This window comes from Klebsiella grimontii (assembly GCF_042137965.1).
Classification (GTDB): Bacteria; Pseudomonadota; Gammaproteobacteria; order Enterobacterales; family Enterobacteriaceae; genus Klebsiella; species Klebsiella grimontii.
On the sequence record NZ_CP169721.1, the window covers coordinates 4,636,793 to 4,653,212 of the forward strand.

Genomic DNA, 16,420 nt, shown 5'->3' on the forward strand with positions numbered 1-16,420 from the left:
CAGATTCCGCGTTACTTAATTGCTTGCGTGTCGGTTCAGGACGCCAGGCCCAGCGCTCGCTTCACCGGGCCAAAGCTGCGCCGGTATTGCTCGATTACGCCATGTTCCAGCAGCTTTTGCAGATGAAAAGCGGTGGGATAACCTTTATGTTGCGCAAAGCCGTACTGCGGGAATTCCCGGTCCAGCACGGCCATTTCAGCATCTCGCGTCACTTTAGCCAGAATAGACGCGGCGCTGATTTCCGCCACTCGGCTGTCGCCTTTAACGACCGCCAGTGAAGGTACAGGCAGCGGCGGACAGCGGTTACCATCAATAAGAACAAACTCAGGGGAAATGCTCAAGCCCGCAACTGCGCGCTGCATGGCCAGCATGGTCGCATGTAGAATATTCAGCTCATCGATTTCATGCGGCTCCGCGCGACCGAGGCTCCAGCACAGCGCTTTTTCTTTGATCTCGTCGAATAGCGCAAGGCGCCGCTTTTCGCTGAGCTTTTTCGAGTCGGCAAGGCCCAAAATCGGCTTTGCCGGATCGAGAATAACCGCGGCAGTCACCACCGCGCCAACCAGCGGACCGCGCCCGACTTCATCGACTCCCGCAACCAGATGGGTATGCGGATAAACGAACTCCATCATTTTGCTAACTCCAGTACTGCATCCGCCGCCTGCTCATCAGCGTTGCAGCGGATCTGCTGATGCAGCGCGCGAAAGGTTTCATGCATATCGTGGCTGGTTTTACCGTCGGCCAGCAGCGGCTTCAGCGCCTCGGCCAGCGCCTGCGGCCGACATTCATCCTGCAGCAGTTCTTTAACCAGTTCACGCCCGGCCAGTAAATTCGGCAGCGATACATAGTCGGTTTTAACCAGCCGTTTCGCCAGCCAGAAGGTAAACGGCTTCATCCGATAGCCAACGACCATCGGACACTTAGCCAGCATACATTCCAGCGCAGCCGTTCCGGAAGCCAGCAGCGCGGCATCGCTGGCGATCATCGCATCGCGGGCCCGGCCATCCAGTAGATGTACGGCAAGATCCGGCGCCGTTTCCGCTTTGATACGCTCGAACTGTTCCCGCCGCTTCGCGTTGACCAGTGGGACCACCACTTCCAGATCGGGGTAATACTCTCGCAGGATCTGCGCCGTTTTCAGGAAATCGGCGCTGAGCATCTCAACTTCCGCCCCGCGGCTTCCCGGCAGTAGCGCCAGGCAGTGCACGTTACGATCGATTCCCAGACGGTCGCGCGCCGCGCCTTTGTCCGGATCCAGCGGCATCGCATCCGCCATCGTGTGGCCGATAAACCGGCAGGGAACGTTAAATTTGTCATAAAACGCTTTTTCGAAAGGCAGGAATGCCAGTACCAGATCGGTGGATCTGCCAATTTTGAAAACGCGTTTTTGCCGCCATGCCCATACCGACGGGCTAACGTAATGAATAGTTTTGATGCCCTGCTTCTTCAGATTACCTTCGAGGGTAATATTGAAGTCAGGCGCATCAATGCCGACGAACACGTCCGGCTTGAGCTCGGTCAATCGACGGGTGAGATCGGCGCGAATATGCAGCAGCCGACGCAGGCGACCAAGCACTTCCACAATGCCCATCACCGCCAGCTCTTCCATCTCATACCAGGCCTCGCAGCCTTCCGCCTGCATCAACGGCCCGGCAACGCCGACAAAGCGGGCATCAGGGATGCGGGCTTTGAGCGCGCGGATAAGACCGGCGCCAAGAATATCGCCGGAGGTTTCTCCGGCGACCAGGGCAATCGTCAGGGGACGCGATTCAGCCATTAACGAATCAGGCCGCGCGTGGAGCGGGCAAAAAAGTCGGTAAATGTCTGCACTTCAGGGTACTGCGCCGCCAGCTCGGCGATCTCAGCTTTCGCTTCGTCCAGCGTTTTACCGCTGCGATACAGCAGCTTGTACGCGTTACGAATCGCTGTGATCGCCTCACGGCTGAAGCCGCGGCGTTTCAGCCCTTCGATGTTAACGCCAAACGGCGTCGCGTGGTTGCCCTGAGCAATCACGAACGGCGGAACGTCCTGCGCTACGCCTGAGCAGCCGCCAACCATTACGTGCGCGCCAATAATGCAGAACTGGTGCACGGCGGTCATGCCGCCGATGATAACAAAATCATCCAGCGAAACATGGCCCGCAAGGGTCGCGTTATTCGCCAGAATACAGCGGTCGCCCAGCGTACAATCGTGCGCCACGTGGGCGTTGATCATCAGCAGGTTATCGCTGCCCACCTTCGTTAATCCACCGCCCTGTACTGTGCCACGATGAATGGTGACGCTTTCGCGGATGCGGTTGCGATCGCCAATTTCCACACGGGTCGGTTCGCCAGCATATTTCAGATCCTGGTTAACTTCACCGATGGAAGCAAACTGATAGATCTCGTTATCGCGGCCAATTTTGGTATGCCCGTTAATGACAACGTGAGACTTCAGTACGGTACCTTCGCCGATTTCGACGTTAGCGCCAACAATACAAAACGGGCCAATGTGGACGTTAGCGCCAATAACGGCGCCATCTTCTACAATGGCGGAAGGATGAATAAAGGCGGTTTTATCAATCACGTATCAGGCCTCCCGGCTACGGGCACACATCATCGTTGCTTCGCAAACCACTTTTCCGTCAACCGTCGCAACGCCCTTGAAACGAGTCAGGCCGCGGCGGGTTTTCTCAAAAGTGACTTCCATAATCATCTGGTCGCCTGGCACGACCGGACGTTTGAAACGCGCTTCGTCAATCCCGGCAAAATAATACAGCTCGCCCGGTTCCAGTTTTCCAACGCTTTTGAATGCCAGAATACCGGTGGCCTGGGCCATGGCTTCGAGAATCAGTACGCCCGGTAAAATCGGCTTACCAGGGAAGTGTCCCTGGAAAAACGGCTCATTTACAGAAACATTTTTAACTGCGCGTAGAAAACGACCTTCTTCAAAATCCAGCACGCGATCGACCAGCAGGAACGGGTAACGGTGAGGCAGAAGTTCCAGAATCTCTTCAATGTGCAGAGTATGAGTGTCAGTAGTCAAAATACTCTTCCTGTCTAAATATCCTAAAAGGCAATAATAACACGGCCTGCGGCAATCTCATGAATGCAACAGGCCGAAAATTTAATGTGGCTGGATGAAGCACTAATCTTGCTGATTAACCTTGCGCTCAATGGCTTTGAGTCGCTTGCTCATATCATCAATATTCAGTACCAGCGCAGCGGTCTTACGCCAGACCTTATTCGGCTGCAGCGGGATACCTGAAGAGTAAACCCCTGGCTCGGTGATAGGACGCATAACCATCCCCATCCCCGTGACGGTGACTTTATCGCAGATTTCCATGTGACCGTTGATCACGCTGGCTCCGCCAATCATGCAGTAGCGGCCAATTTTCAGGCTGCCCGCCATGATGACGCCGCCAGCAACCGCAGTGTTGTCGCCAATCACTACGTTGTGCGCGATTTGACACTGGTTATCAATAATGACGCCATTTCCGATGACGGTGTCGTCCAGCGCACCGCGGTCAATGGTCGTACAAGCGCCAATCTCCACGCGATCGCCGATGATCACGCGACCCAGCTGCGGGATCTTCACCCAGTTGCCGCGATCGTTCGCATAGCCGAAGCCATCCGCGCCAATCACCGTGCTGGACTGGATCAGGCAATTCTCGCCGATCTCAATGTTGTGGTAAACGGTGACGTTGGCCCATAAACGCGAGCCAGCACCTATTTTCGTATTTTTCCCAACGAAGCAACCGGCGCCGATAACCACGTTATCACCGAGGATCGCGCCGGATTCGATAACGGCATTCGGGCCAATGGCGACGTGATTACCCAGCTTAGCCGTGGCATCGATGACCGCGCTGGGCGCGATATCCTGGGCCGGCTGCGGCGTGGTATCAAGAATTTGGGCCATGCGCGCGTAGGTCAGGTAGGGATTACGCACTACCAGCGCGGCGCTATGAGCAAAAGGCAAATCATCCTGCGTCATCACAACGGCAGATGCCTGGCAAACGGCCAGGTGTTCACGGTACTTAGGATTTACCATGAAGGTAATATCGCCCGCCTGTGCGGACTGCATGGACGCAACGCCGGTGATGACGATATCGCCATCACCGTGTAATTCTGCATCCAACTGCTGGGCTAAATCAGCCAGTCGAATTGAAGGCATTACTTATTTAACCTGTTTCAGCACATCAGCGGTGATGTCTTTTACATCGCTGCTGTTGTATGCGACGGCATTAGAGTCAACAACCAGATCGATGCTCTGATCTTTAGCCACGCTCTGCACGGCGCTCTGAATACGAGTCACCAGCTTGCCGCGCTCTTCGTTAGAACGACGTGCGCGATCCTGTTCGAAAGACTGCGCTTTCTGGGAGAAAGTCTGGCGCTGAGCCATAACGTCTTTTTCCAGTTTGGTACGGTCAGAGCCCGCTTTCATGGACTGCAGACGCTGCATTTTAGACTGCAGGTCGCCTTCCATACGCTGCAGCTCGCTCGCGCGGCCTTTAAACTCGTTTTCCAGCGTGTTAGAAACGCCTGTTTTCTGGGCAACCTGTTGGAACAGGCTGTTCATGTTAACCATTGCAATTTTATCTGCCGCCTGAGCGGAAGTAACCATTGCTAAACCCAGACCTGCAGCTAATAACCACTTTTTCACAATTAACTCCTTACCATCCCATGAGTACCCAGGGGTACCGTTATTTGCGTGGCCAGGCGATAACCTCAGTTATCGCCAATAGTCAGCGCTATACTGCAACTGCACTTACATTCCATTGTAGCCAACACCATTACCAGGTTTTACCGATGTTAAACTGGAACTGTTCGGCTTTGTCTCCATCGTACTTTTTAAACGGCTGAGCGTAGGAGAATACTAACGGCCCTAACGGCGACATCCACTGTACTGCGATACCCGCAGACATACGGATATTGCTTGGATCGCTGTAGTCCGGGTAACCGCCATATGCGGCTGAATCCCAGTGAGTATCCCACACGGTACCCATATCCCAGAAGAAGGAAGTACGTACCGAGTTCGCATATTTATCGCTAATAAACGGCGTTGGGGTGATCAGCTCAAGGCTGGCAACCGCCATGGCGTTACCGCCCACCGCATCATCAGACTTACACGGCGCAGATGCGCTGCTCTTACATTCGTTATCGTAGCTGTCGTCGTCGTCATGACGGCTGCTGGCCGGGAAGTAAACCGCTTTCGGACCGATAGTATTGGACTGGAAGCCACGCACGGTGCTTGAGCCGCCGGCGTAGAAGTTCTCATAGAACGGCATCTCTTTACCGCCCAGACCATCGCCATAACCAAAGCGGGTACGACCCAACATGACCCATTTATGATCGTCATCGATCGGTACATAGGTCGCGGTATCCAGCGTCGCTTTATAGTATTCGTTATCCGATCCCGGGATCGTCACTTTACCATTCAGGTTGACGCGTGAACCTTCCGTCGGGAAGAAGCCGCGGTCGAGCTTGTTGTACGTCCAGCCGTAGTTGAAGGTGAAGTCGTCAGCGCTGAACGAGTTTCTGTCGTTCGTGTTGTCCGGGTACTGCCCCATCGAATTCAGATAACGCCACATGGATACCTGAGGCTGCATATTGGACAGCTTGTTATGCACATAGCCCAGACCCGCGCGCAACGTATTGTATTCGTTGACCGGGAAGCCCAGCGTAATGTCTGTACCATAGCTTTTGTTGGTATAGTCAGACAGGTCCGCATCGTTAGCGTCGAAGTCGTTATAGAACACACGACCGCCGAGGCTAACGCCATCCACGGTAAAGTACGGGTTCGTCACCGACAGTTCAGTATAGGTCTGATAGTCGTTTTTGGTGCCGTTAATCCCAACGGAATAGCCGGTACCGAGCCAGTTATCCTGCTGAACGCCGGCCTGGAAGCTGACGCCGCTTTCCGTACCGTAACCGACGCCGAAGTTAAAGCTACCGGTGTTACGTTCTTTAACCTTGTAGACCACGTCAACCTGATCCGGGCTGCCCGGCACGCGCTGCGTATCGGTATCAACCGTCTCAAAGTAGCCTAAACGGTTCAGACGATCTTTACCCTGATCGACCAGGTCGCTACCCAGCCAGGCGCCTTCCATCTGACGCATTTCGCGACGCAGAACGGCATCTTTCGAGGTATCGTTGCCTTCGAAGCGAATTTTACGCACGTAGTAACGATTGCCCGCATCGACGTTAACGTGCAGCTTCACGGTTTTATCGGTATCGCTGATTTCCGGCTGGGACTGAACGCGCGGATAGGCATAGCCGTAGCGACCGAGGAGTTTCTTAATGTCATTCTCCATTTTGGTCACTTTGGTGCCGTTATACAGCTCGCCCGGCTCAACTTTGGTCAGCGCTTCGATTTCTGCCGAATGCCCCGCCAGGTCACCCGTCACCTGCACACCGGAAAGCTTGTACTGATCGCCTTCGGTAATGTTGATGGTGATGTAGATGCCTTTCTTGTCCGGCGTCAGGCTCACCTGCGTGGAGTCAATGTTGAAACGAGCATAGCCGCGATCCAGATAGTAGCTGCGCAGCGTTTCAAGGTCCCCTGCAAGCTTCTGTTTCTGATACTTACGATCGCCAACCACGTTCCACCACGGCACTTCATCGCGCAGCTGGAAGGTCGAAATCAGTTCATCGGTGCTGAATGCATGGTTGCCGACGATATTGATCTGCTGGATTTTCGCCGAGACGCCTTCCTGGAAGACAAGCTTCAGGTCGACACGGTTACGCGGCAGCGGCGTCACGACAGCTTTAACGCTGGCGCTGTACTTACCGACGCTGTAGTAGAAATCCTCCAGCCCCTTTTCGATATCAGCAAGCGTGGTGCGATCGAGGGATTCCCCTACGCGTACGCCGGATGCCTCAAGGTTTTGCTTGAGCATGTCATCTTTCACCGACTTGTTACCGGAGAAAGTGATGCTGGCAATCGTTGGACGCTCTTTCACCTGCACCAGCAGGGTATCACCATCGCGCAGGACGCGAACGTCCTCAAAGTTGCCGGTGGCAAACAGAGCACGGATGGTGTTACTGATATCATCATCGGTTACGGTATCGCCAGGACGCACTGGCATACTGAGGAGGGCCGCACCAACAGCGACACGCTGAAGGCCTTCGAAATGAATGTCCTTCACCACGAACCCGTCAGCACCGTATACGGTTGCGCTGCTAAACAGCAGCGACGCTATGAGCAACTTTTTCATCGCCATCGTTATTATGCGTTCTTCCTAACAAACTCTCTTACAACCGAGAGAAATCATTGAAAAGTGCAAGCCCCATTAACAGCACCAGCAATATTGAGCCAATGCGATAACTAAAGTCTTGAACTCGCTCGGATACCGGTCCGCCTTTCAGCTTTTCAATCGCCAAAAACAGCAGATGTCCCCCGTCAAGAACGGGAAGCGGGAACAGGTTGATTATTCCAAGGTTCACGCTGATCAGCGCAAGAAACATCAGATAATAAATCAGCCCAAATTCCGCTGACATCCCAGCCCCCTGGGCGATAGAAATCGGCCCGCTGAGGTTGTTCAGTTTGACATCACCGGTTATCAATTTGCCCAGCATCCTGACCGTTAACGACATCAGCTGCCAGGTTTTATCCGTGGCTTGAGCGATGGCGGCAAACGGCCCGTACTGACGCACTGTCTTATATTCATCAGGCAGCGGGATGACCTTAGGTACGACCCCTGCAAACCCCTCAGCTTTGCCTTTGGTAGACTTCGTGTCCGGCGTCAAGGTCACCGACAAGGGACTCCCCTGCCGCTCGATGTCCAGAACTAATGCCCTACCTGGATTATCACGCACCAGATTAACAAACGTCATCCACTGCGTTAACGGTTGACCATCGACTTTAACGATCCTGTCGCCCGCTTGCAAACCCGCCTTCTGCGCCGCCGAGCCAGATTGTACTTCAGCCAGGACGGTATCAATCTGCGCGCTGCGGGGTTGAATGCCCAATGAGGCAACCGGATCTTGTTTATCCGGCTCGAACGCCCAGTGCTGCAGATCGAGGATTTTATCCTGGCGTTGATTGGTCCCGAAAGGGGCGACGGTAACTATTGTTTGCCGATCGCCTATCTTCGCCACCAGCGCCATCCGTACTGCATCCCAATCAGGCGTTTCGATGCCATCTATCGCTTTAAGTTCCGTTCCTTTTGCAATTTGTGCTTGCGCGGCGATCGAGTTGGGCGTTATGTCGCCAACGACCGGACGAATGCCCGGGACGCCGATAATAAAGACCAGCCAGTAGGCAAAAATGGCAAAAAGGAAGTTCGCGATGGGCCCTGCGGCGATAACGGCGGCGCGCTGACCAACGGTTTTGTTGTTAAATGCGGCGTGACGCATCTCTGGCGCCACGGGCTCAACGCGTTCGTCGAGCATTTTGACGTAACCGCCCAACGGAATAAGGGCGATAATAAACTCCGTTCCCTGCTTATCAAAACGGCGCCAAAGCGCTTTACCAAAGCCGATAGAGAAACGCTCAACGCGGATACCACAGCGGCGAGCAACCCAGAAATGGCCAAATTCATGGACGGTAATCAGCACGCCCAGGGCAATAATAAAAGCAGCCAAATTCCAGAGAACGCTCAGCATAAAACCTTCCGTCAAATCGTCCTGAAAACCAACAAGAGTAGGCAAGCAAACACGGGCACCGCAGCGGTCAGGCTATCGATACGATCGAGAATACCGCCGTGTCCGGGGATCAGATTTCCGCTATCTTTAATGCCAGCTTCGCGTTTAAACATACTCTCGGTCAGGTCGCCAAGTACCGAGGCCAGGGCCGCGACAATGGAACATACCAGCAGCACCATCGGCGTCACATCCAGATGAGCCCACCAGCCGTAAGCCCAGGAGATAACCGCTGCCGTTAACAGACCGCCGAAAAAACCCTGCCAGGTTTTGCCCGGAGAAACCTTCGGCGCCAGCTTATGCTTACCGAACATTTTACCGAACATATAAGCGCCAGAATCCGCGCCCCAGACCAGAATCATCACGTACAGCAACCACAGCGCGCCGCTGTAATGGTCATCGGCGTAATGCCAGGCCCGAAGCGCCAGCATGCCCCAAAAAAACGGCACGATGGTCAGGACGCCAAAAATCAGACGTAGCGTTTTTGAATGGCGCCAGAAGGCCGCTGAAGCGGGATAGGTCAGCACCAGAAGCAGCGCGACGACCCACCAGCCAAATGATGCCCATAGCGCCCCCTCAACCAGCGGTTGATGAACGTCATAATGATATTCCGGCATCAGGAATAGCATCAGCGCCAGCAGCAGACCGCAAAGCACTGACAGCCAGACTCTCTGCGTCGTTGAAGTGAAGCCGCTAAATTGCCCCCACTCCCACGCGGCAAGCATGCAGACGACTAGCGTAACGATGGCAAAACCCGCGGGCGGCAGCAAAAAAAGCGCCGCTATCACCACGGGAATTAAGACGAAAGCAGAAATCAGGCGATACTTCAGCAAAAGTGACCCCCATCAGGCATTGTTGCCGCCCGGTTCAGTGCCGCCGAAGCGACGCTCTCGATTAACAAAGGCATGGAGTGCACCTTCAAAGTCCTGTTCAGCGAAATCGGGCCAAAGAACATCCGTAAAGTAAAGTTCGGCATAGGCAATTTGCCAAATCAAAAAATTACTAATGCGATGCTCTCCCCCGGTCCTAATAACTAAATCTACGGGAGCCAGTTCATGCATACAGACCTGCTGGCTCAGCATCTCTTCTGTGATTTGCTCGGGCTGAAGCAACCCGTCTTGTACCTGTTTGGCCAGATGGCGTACGCCCTGAACGATATCCCAGCGGCCGCCATAGTTCGCAGCAATATTCAGGGTCAAACCGGTGTTGTTCTCCGTCAGCGCCTCGGCTTTGCGAATACGTTCCTGGAGACGCGCGTTGAAGCGCGTGGTCTCGCCAATGATACGCAGGCGCACATTATGCCTGTGCAGACTTTTCACTTCGCTATCCAGCGCCCAGACAAATAGCTCCATCAGCGCACTGACTTCCTGCGCCGGGCGATTCCAGTTTTCACTGCTGAACGCGTATAACGTCAACGCTTCAATACCATTATTCGCCGCGAAAGAAACGGCGCGACGAACAGATTTTGCGCCGGCTTTATGGCCAAAGGCGCGGATCTTTCCTTGCCGTTTTGCCCAACGCCCGTTGCCATCCATAATAATGGCCACATGACGGCACCCATGCGCAGGCAACATTTCGCTGACAGTTTGATTAGCAGACAACATAACGCGTTTTAAGTCCATAATAAGGATTAGCTAAGCTACTAAACACGGGCCACCGGTCAGCGCTGGATACGCATTTTTATCCGGTACCGGAGCTACGGCCAATCGCAGAGAACAACCAAAAGCTTTACGCAAAAAAGCCGTGTCTTGCCACGGCCACCGTAATCTTTCACAACAAAATGCAACGATCGGATGGCGCAGACTATATCACTGAAGCACAGCGCCCACAAATATCACAACGAGTATCAGAATTTGCGCCGCGCGGCCAGGAGCTGACCTGCGCTTACCCGGGCCATCGCATCAATAGCCAGTACTTCATCAATACTTTGCGGCTCATTTAGCGCCTGCAGATCCAGCACCGACTGGTTTATCGCCGCAATATCGGTAAAGCGAATATCACCGTTCAAAAACGCCGCGACCGACACTTCATTCGCCGCGTTCAGCGCCGTGGTCGCCGCCTGACCGACATCAAAAGCCTCCATGGCCAGCTTCAGGCAGGGATAGCGCCCATAATCCGGCGCCGAGAAGCTCAGGTGACTCAATTGACAGAAATCCAGCGGTTTCACCCCAGAATTAAGGCGTTTTGGCCAGCCCATCGTGTGGGCAATCGGCGTACGCATATCCGGCTCGCCAAGCTGGGCGAGGACGCTGCCGTCCTGATAGCGCACCATCGAATGAATCACCGATTGCGGATGGATCAGAACTTCCATTTGCTCCGCAGAGGCGTTAAACAGCCACCGGGCTTCGATATACTCCAGCCCCTTATTCATCATGGTGGCCGAATCGACAGATATTTTGCGCCCCATCGACCAGTTTGGATGCTTACATGCCCGATCGGGCGTCATCGCCGCCAGTTCAGAAATCGCCGTTTCCCGGAAAGGACCGCCGGAACCGGTGAGCAGAATCGACGCCACGCCGTTCTGGGTTAAATCAGCGTATCCGAGATTATGTTGAATTGGTTCCGGCATACTCTGAAAAATCGCATTATGCTCGCTATCAACCGGTAACAATCGTGCGCCGTACTGCTGCACGGCCTCCATAAACAGACGGCCGCAGGTCACCAGCGACTCTTTGTTCGCCAACAGTACCGTTTTACCCGCGCGGATGGCTGCAAGCGTCGGCACCAGGCCCGCTGCGCCGACAATCGCCGCCATCACCTGCTCAACCTCGTCCAGCGCCGCCACCTCAGCCGCCGCCTGCTGGCCGCTCATGACTTCCGTACGGCTACCCTGCTCGCGCAGTTTTGCCCGCAGCAGCTCCGCGCTGTGCGCATCGTCCATTACCGCGTAACGAGGGGAGAATTCCAGGCATTGTTCAACCATACGGTCGACATTTTTCCCGGCGACCAGCGCGGTGATAGAAAAGCTATCAGGATTATGGCGCACCACATCCAGCGTGCTGCAGCCGATAGAACCGGTCGAACCAAGAATGGTTAATTGCTTCATGAGGCGTCCAGAAAAATGAAGACAGGATAAAAAGCAAAACGCCGCCAGCAAACCCTTATGCATCAATTATCGGATAATAGAGCGGAGGCGCCGAGCCTTTGACTTGGCGCCAAAGGCTACAAGGCCAGTCGTCTAAACGCAATCCCGAAAATTGAGCGTACGGTCTCCTGTACGGCGTTTCAGATTTTACGCAGGGCAATGCTCAGACCTGCGTGTCGGCAGAGAATCAGAACTGCATCAGTTCCGCTTCTTTATCCGCCAGCGCCGCATCAACTTTCTTGATAGCAGCGTCAGTCATTTTCTGCACATCTTCCTGAGAGCGGCGATCGTCATCTTCGCTGATCTCTTTCTCTTTCAGAAGCGCCTTGACTTTATCGTTGGCATCGCGACGAACGTTACGTACGGCAACGCGCGCTTGTTCAGCTTCGCCACGCACGATTTTGGTCAGATCTTTACGACGTTCTTCGGTCAGCGGCGGCAGCGGAACGCGGATATCGCTACCCGCAGAGCTTGGGTTCAGACCGAGGTCGGAAGCCATAATCGCTTTTTCAACGGCCGGGCTCATGGAGCGATCGAAGACGTTGATCTTCAGAGTGCGGGAGTCTTCTACCGTTACGCTAGCCAGCTGACGCAGCGGGGTCGGCGTGCCGTAGTATTCCACGATAATGCCATCCAGCAGGCTGGGAGAAGCACGACCCGTGCGTATTTTGCTGATTTGGGTTTTGAACGCTTCGACGCATTTGTCCATGCGTACTTCAGCATCTTTTCTGATATCGCTAATCACGTTACGAATCCTTGAAAACTTGTCTCAGACAGACCAGACGGTCGCCCACTGCAAAAGTGAGCTAAGTATAGTCATGTTTATGCTCAACGTCTTTCAGGCTGCGGGTCAGCCGCAGCATTCCGTCCACAGAGCATGTTGAAAACCATCGGGTCATAAACCCGTAAAAGTAAGGCCGAATATTACCCGTATTTGACGCTAACGGGAATTACTCAGTAATTAATGTGCCTTCTTTTTCACCCATCACCACGCGACGCAGCGCGCCTGGCTTGTTCATATTGAATACGCGAATCGGCAGTTTGTGGTCACGCGCCAGGGTAAAGGCCGCAAGATCCATCACTTTCAGCTCTTTATCCAGCACTTCGGTGTAGGTCAGCTGATCGTACATGGTCGCGGAAGGATCTTTGGCCGGGTCGGCGGTAAATACACCGTCAACTTTGGTTGCTTTCAGTACTACGTCGGCTTCAATTTCAATACCGCGCAGGCAGGCAGCAGAATCGGTAGTAAAGAATGGGTTACCGGTACCCGCGGAAAGAATGACCACGCGGTTGTTACGCAGCAGGCTGATAGCTTCCGCCCAGCTATAGTTATCGCACACGCCATTCAGCGGAATCGCTGACATCAGGCGGGCGTTCACATAGGCGCGATGGAGAGAATCACGCATTGCAAGGCCGTTCATGACCGTTGCCAGCATGCCCATGTGGTCGCCCACAACGCGGTTCATACCCGCTTTCGCCAGACCAGCTCCACGGAACAGGTTACCGCCACCAATCACTACGCCAACCTGAATACCCAGCTCAACCAGTTCTTTGATTTCCTGAGCCATGCGGTCAAGTATGCTCGCATCAATACCGAAGCCTTCTGAACCTTGCAGAGCTTCGCCACTTAACTTAAGCAGAATACGTTTGTAGACGGGTTTTGCATTGGTAGCCATGTTTCTTTCCTGAGACTGTCAACGAATGAGATGAGTTAATTCTGGCGACATTGTACGTCGCTTTTCAGCGTACCCACTATAGCGGTTGGCTGAATTTACACATTAGGCGCAAAAAGAAGCCGCCCTCAGGCGGCTCCTTTTGAAAATTAAGACTGCTTGGACATCGCAGCAACTTCTGCTGCAAAGTCAGTCTCAACTTTCTCAATGCCTTCGCCCACTTCAAAGCGGATGAAGCCAGTCACGTCAGCGTTGTGCTCTTTCAGCAGCTGAGCAACAGATTTGCTCGGGTCCATAACGAACGGCTGACCGGTCAGAGAAACTTCGCCGGTGAATTTCTTCATGCGGCCTTCAACCATTTTCTCTGCGATTTCTTTCGGCTTGCCAGACTGCATGGCGATATCCAGCTGAACCTGGTACTCTTTTTCTACCACTTCAGCGGAAACGTCTTCCGGCTTAACGAATTCAGGCTTGCTTGCAGCGATGTGCATAGCCAGCTGTTTAACCAGCTCTTCGCTCGCGCCTTTAGCCGCAACCAGAACGCCGATACGCGCGCCGTGCTGGTAAGAACCCAGAACTTCGCCTTCCAGAGAAGAAACGCGACGGATGTTGATGTTCTCACCGATTTTAGCAACCAGCGCAACGCGTTCTTCTTCGAACTGTGCTTTCAGAACTTCAACATCAGTGATTTTGCCAGCAACAGCTGCGTCCAGAACTTTGTTAGCAAATGCCTGGAAACCACCATCTTTAGCAACGAAGTCAGTCTGGCAGTTAACTTCCAGAATGATGCCGTAGGTGCCATCGATTTTAGTAATGATCACGCCGTCAGCAGCAACGTTGCCTGCTTTTTTCGCTGCTTTAATAGCACCGGATTTACGCATGTTTTCGATTGCCAGCTCGATGTCGCCGTTCGCTTCAGTCAGCGCTTTTTTGCAATCCATCATGCCTGCGCCAGTACGCTCGCGCAGCTCTTTTACCAGGGATGCGGTAATTTCAGCCATTCTTTATTCCTCGGGAGATGTGATCTGCCCGGTTCCAGGAACCAGACAGATTTGAAAGTGAAAAAGGGGCCGCTAAGAGGCCCCTATTTATACACGGTACTAAATAAGGGTATGCCTTATTATTCAGCTTCTACGAAGCTTTCTTCCGCCTGAGAAGCCAGATCCTGAGAACGGCCTTCACGAACGGTAGCAGCAACAGCGCTCAGGTACAGGCTAACTGCACGGATTGCGTCGTCGTTACCCGGGATAACGAAGTCAACGCCGTCCGGATCGGAGTTAGTATCAACGATAGCAAATACCGGAATACCCAGGTTGTTTGCTTCTTTGATTGCGATGTGCTCGTGGTCAGCGTCGATAACGAACAGCGCGTCCGGCAGGCCGCCCATGTCTTTGATACCGCCCAGGCTGTTTTCCAGCTTGTCCAGCTCACGAGTGCGCATCAGCGCTTCTTTCTTGGTCAGCTTGTCGAAAGTACCGTCCTGGGACTGAGTTTCCAGGTCTTTCAGACGTTTGATAGACTGACGAACGGTTTTCCAGTTAGTCAGCATACCGCCCAGCCAGCGATGGTTCACGAAGAACTGGTCGCAGCTGTTAGCAGCGTCTTTTACCGCTTCGCTTGCAGCGCGCTTAGTACCAACGAAAAGGATTTTGCCTTTACGAGAAGAGATCTTGTTCAGTTCAGCCAGAGCTTCGTTGAACATCGGTACAGTTTTCTCAAGGTTGATGATGTGAACTTTGTTACGCGCGCCGAAGATGAAAGGCTTCATTTTCGGGTTCCAGTAACGGGTCTGGTGACCAAAGTGAACACCAGCCTTGAGCATGTCGCGCATGGAAACAGTTGCCATGTTTAAAACCTCTATAGATAAAAGTTGGGGTTATGCCTCCACGTATCCCATATTACCGACCCCAAAGGGCACCCCGGAATATGTGCCGATACGTGTGTGTTGTTACACAAAGTGAGATTTGTCGCTTCAGTCCATCTTGTGTATCTGAGAATGGAACAGAAGTCCGGCGCGCTTTATACCACAAAACAGGAGCGGAAACCAACTGTTGTTGACGTCGCGTGCTGTTAATGATTCTCAATTTGGCAGCAGGACGCCCGGACTGTTAACATTGTTCAGACATAATCTATTATTGTCGAAAAAATCGACACTGCTGGACACAATCCATGGCTATTTCTATCAAGACATCTGAAGACATCGAAAAAATGCGCGTTGCCGGCCGCCTGGCCGCTGAAGTGCTGGAAATGATCGAACCCTACGTAAAACCGGGCGTCAGCACCGGCGAACTGGACCGTATCTGCAACGATTATATCGTTAATGAACAAAAAGCCGTTTCCGCCTGCCTGGGCTACCACGGTTTTCCAAAATCGGTCTGCATCTCTATTAATGAAGTGGTGTGCCACGGGATCCCGGACGACGGCAAATTGCTGAAAGATGGCGATATCGTCAACATTGACGTCACCGTCATTAAAGATGATTTCCACGGCGATACCTCGAAGATGTTTATCGTCGGTAAACCGACCATTCTCGGCGAGCGCCTGTGCCGCATCACCCAGGAAAGCCTCTATCTGGCCCTCAAAATGGTCAAACCGGGGATTAATCTGCGCGCTATCGGCGCGGCTATTCAAAAATACGTCGAAGCCGAAGGTTTCTCCGTCGTGCGCGAGTACTGCGGCCACGGTATCGGCCGCGGTTTCCATGAAGAACCGCAGGTGCTGCATTACGACTCTCCGGAAACCAACGTGGTGCTCAAACCCGGCATGACCTTTACCATTGAGCCCATGGTCAACGCGGGTAAAAAAGAGATCCGCAGCATGAAAGACGGCTGGACGGTAAAAACCAAAGACCGGAGCTTGTCTGCGCAGTATGAGCATACTATTGTGGTGACAGATAACGGCTGCGAAATACTGACGTTACGCAAGGATGACACCATCCCGGCGATAATCTCGCACAACGAATGATGAAAAGCCGGCGCCAGCCGGCTTTTTTATGACGGGCGTCCTGCCCGTCACCCCTTGGGCCGCCGCAGGCGACGTTA

General features: G+C 53.5%; 16 protein-coding genes. 1 reads left to right on the forward strand and 15 read right to left on the reverse strand.

All coding sequences use genetic code 11. From position 1 onward, the window contains the following. Positions 1-35: 35 nt before the first annotated feature. From rnhB to rpsB, 15 genes are all read right to left on the reverse strand, one after another. A complete protein-coding gene (rnhB, locus tag ACE3MN_RS21785; protein ID WP_004129122.1) occupies positions 36-632 on the reverse strand; it encodes a ribonuclease HII in 597 nt (198 codons plus the stop codon). Further along, on the reverse strand, positions 629-1,777 hold the full coding sequence (gene lpxB, locus ACE3MN_RS21790; protein ID WP_004137990.1) for a lipid-A-disaccharide synthase: 1,149 nt from the start codon (positions 1,775-1,777) through the stop codon (positions 629-631). The genes rnhB and lpxB overlap by 4 nt, the downstream gene beginning before the upstream one ends. Beyond that, a complete protein-coding gene (gene lpxA / locus ACE3MN_RS21795; protein WP_004137991.1) occupies positions 1,777-2,565 on the reverse strand; it encodes an acyl-ACP--UDP-N-acetylglucosamine O-acyltransferase in 789 nt (262 codons plus the stop codon). The genes lpxB and lpxA overlap by 1 nt, the downstream gene beginning before the upstream one ends. A 3-nt stretch (positions 2,566-2,568) precedes the next feature. Then, positions 2,569-3,024, reverse strand: coding sequence for a 3-hydroxyacyl-ACP dehydratase FabZ (fabZ, locus tag ACE3MN_RS21800; RefSeq protein WP_004098761.1), 456 nt, complete (start codon positions 3,022-3,024; stop codon positions 2,569-2,571). Positions 3,025-3,126: 102 nt separating this feature from the next. After that, positions 3,127-4,152, reverse strand: a complete 1,026-nt coding sequence (lpxD, locus tag ACE3MN_RS21805) for a UDP-3-O-(3-hydroxymyristoyl)glucosamine N-acyltransferase (protein ID WP_004872009.1) — start codon at positions 4,150-4,152, stop codon at positions 3,127-3,129. Between the two features lie 3 nt (positions 4,153-4,155). Beyond that, the gene (gene skp / locus ACE3MN_RS21810) at positions 4,156-4,641 is read right to left on the reverse strand and encodes a molecular chaperone Skp (protein WP_004098757.1); all 486 of its coding nucleotides are present in this window, start codon (positions 4,639-4,641) and stop codon (positions 4,156-4,158) included. Between the two features lie 130 nt (positions 4,642-4,771). Continuing rightward, entirely contained in the window at positions 4,772-7,201 is a 2,430-nt protein-coding gene (bamA, locus tag ACE3MN_RS21815; protein ID WP_004872013.1) for an outer membrane protein assembly factor BamA, read from the reverse strand. A gap of 31 nt (positions 7,202-7,232) precedes the next feature. Beyond that, on the reverse strand, positions 7,233-8,585 hold the full coding sequence (gene rseP, locus ACE3MN_RS21820; RefSeq protein ID WP_004872016.1) for a sigma E protease regulator RseP: 1,353 nt from the start codon (positions 8,583-8,585) through the stop codon (positions 7,233-7,235). 11 nt (positions 8,586-8,596) lie between these two features. After that, the gene (gene cdsA, locus ACE3MN_RS21825) at positions 8,597-9,454 is read right to left on the reverse strand and encodes a phosphatidate cytidylyltransferase (protein ID WP_004872017.1); all 858 of its coding nucleotides are present in this window, start codon (positions 9,452-9,454) and stop codon (positions 8,597-8,599) included. Between the two features lie 12 nt (positions 9,455-9,466). Then, positions 9,467-10,225, reverse strand: a complete 759-nt coding sequence (ispU, locus tag ACE3MN_RS21830; protein WP_004129109.1) for a (2E,6E)-farnesyl-diphosphate-specific ditrans,polycis-undecaprenyl-diphosphate synthase — start codon at positions 10,223-10,225, stop codon at positions 9,467-9,469. Between the two features lie 242 nt (positions 10,226-10,467). Next, complete coding sequence (gene ispC / locus ACE3MN_RS21835; protein WP_049100382.1) at positions 10,468-11,667, reverse strand: 1-deoxy-D-xylulose-5-phosphate reductoisomerase; 1,200 nt, start codon at positions 11,665-11,667, stop codon at positions 10,468-10,470. Between the two features lie 226 nt (positions 11,668-11,893). Further along, complete coding sequence (gene frr, locus ACE3MN_RS21840; protein ID WP_004098748.1) at positions 11,894-12,451, reverse strand: ribosome recycling factor; 558 nt, start codon at positions 12,449-12,451, stop codon at positions 11,894-11,896. A gap of 205 nt (positions 12,452-12,656) precedes the next feature. Then, complete coding sequence (gene pyrH, locus ACE3MN_RS21845; protein WP_004872019.1) at positions 12,657-13,382, reverse strand: UMP kinase; 726 nt, start codon at positions 13,380-13,382, stop codon at positions 12,657-12,659. A gap of 146 nt (positions 13,383-13,528) precedes the next feature. Next, on the reverse strand, positions 13,529-14,380 hold the full coding sequence (gene tsf, locus ACE3MN_RS21850) for a translation elongation factor Ts (protein ID WP_004098746.1): 852 nt from the start codon (positions 14,378-14,380) through the stop codon (positions 13,529-13,531). Between the two features lie 119 nt (positions 14,381-14,499). After that, the gene (gene rpsB / locus ACE3MN_RS21855; RefSeq protein WP_003856207.1) at positions 14,500-15,225 is read right to left on the reverse strand and encodes a 30S ribosomal protein S2; all 726 of its coding nucleotides are present in this window, start codon (positions 15,223-15,225) and stop codon (positions 14,500-14,502) included. Positions 15,226-15,548: 323 nt separating this feature from the next. On the opposite strand from rpsB, the gene map reads away from it, so the two are divergent. Next, a complete protein-coding gene (gene map, locus ACE3MN_RS21860; protein WP_004872025.1) occupies positions 15,549-16,343 on the forward strand; it encodes a type I methionyl aminopeptidase in 795 nt (264 codons plus the stop codon). The last annotated feature ends 77 nt before the right edge of the window (positions 16,344-16,420 follow it).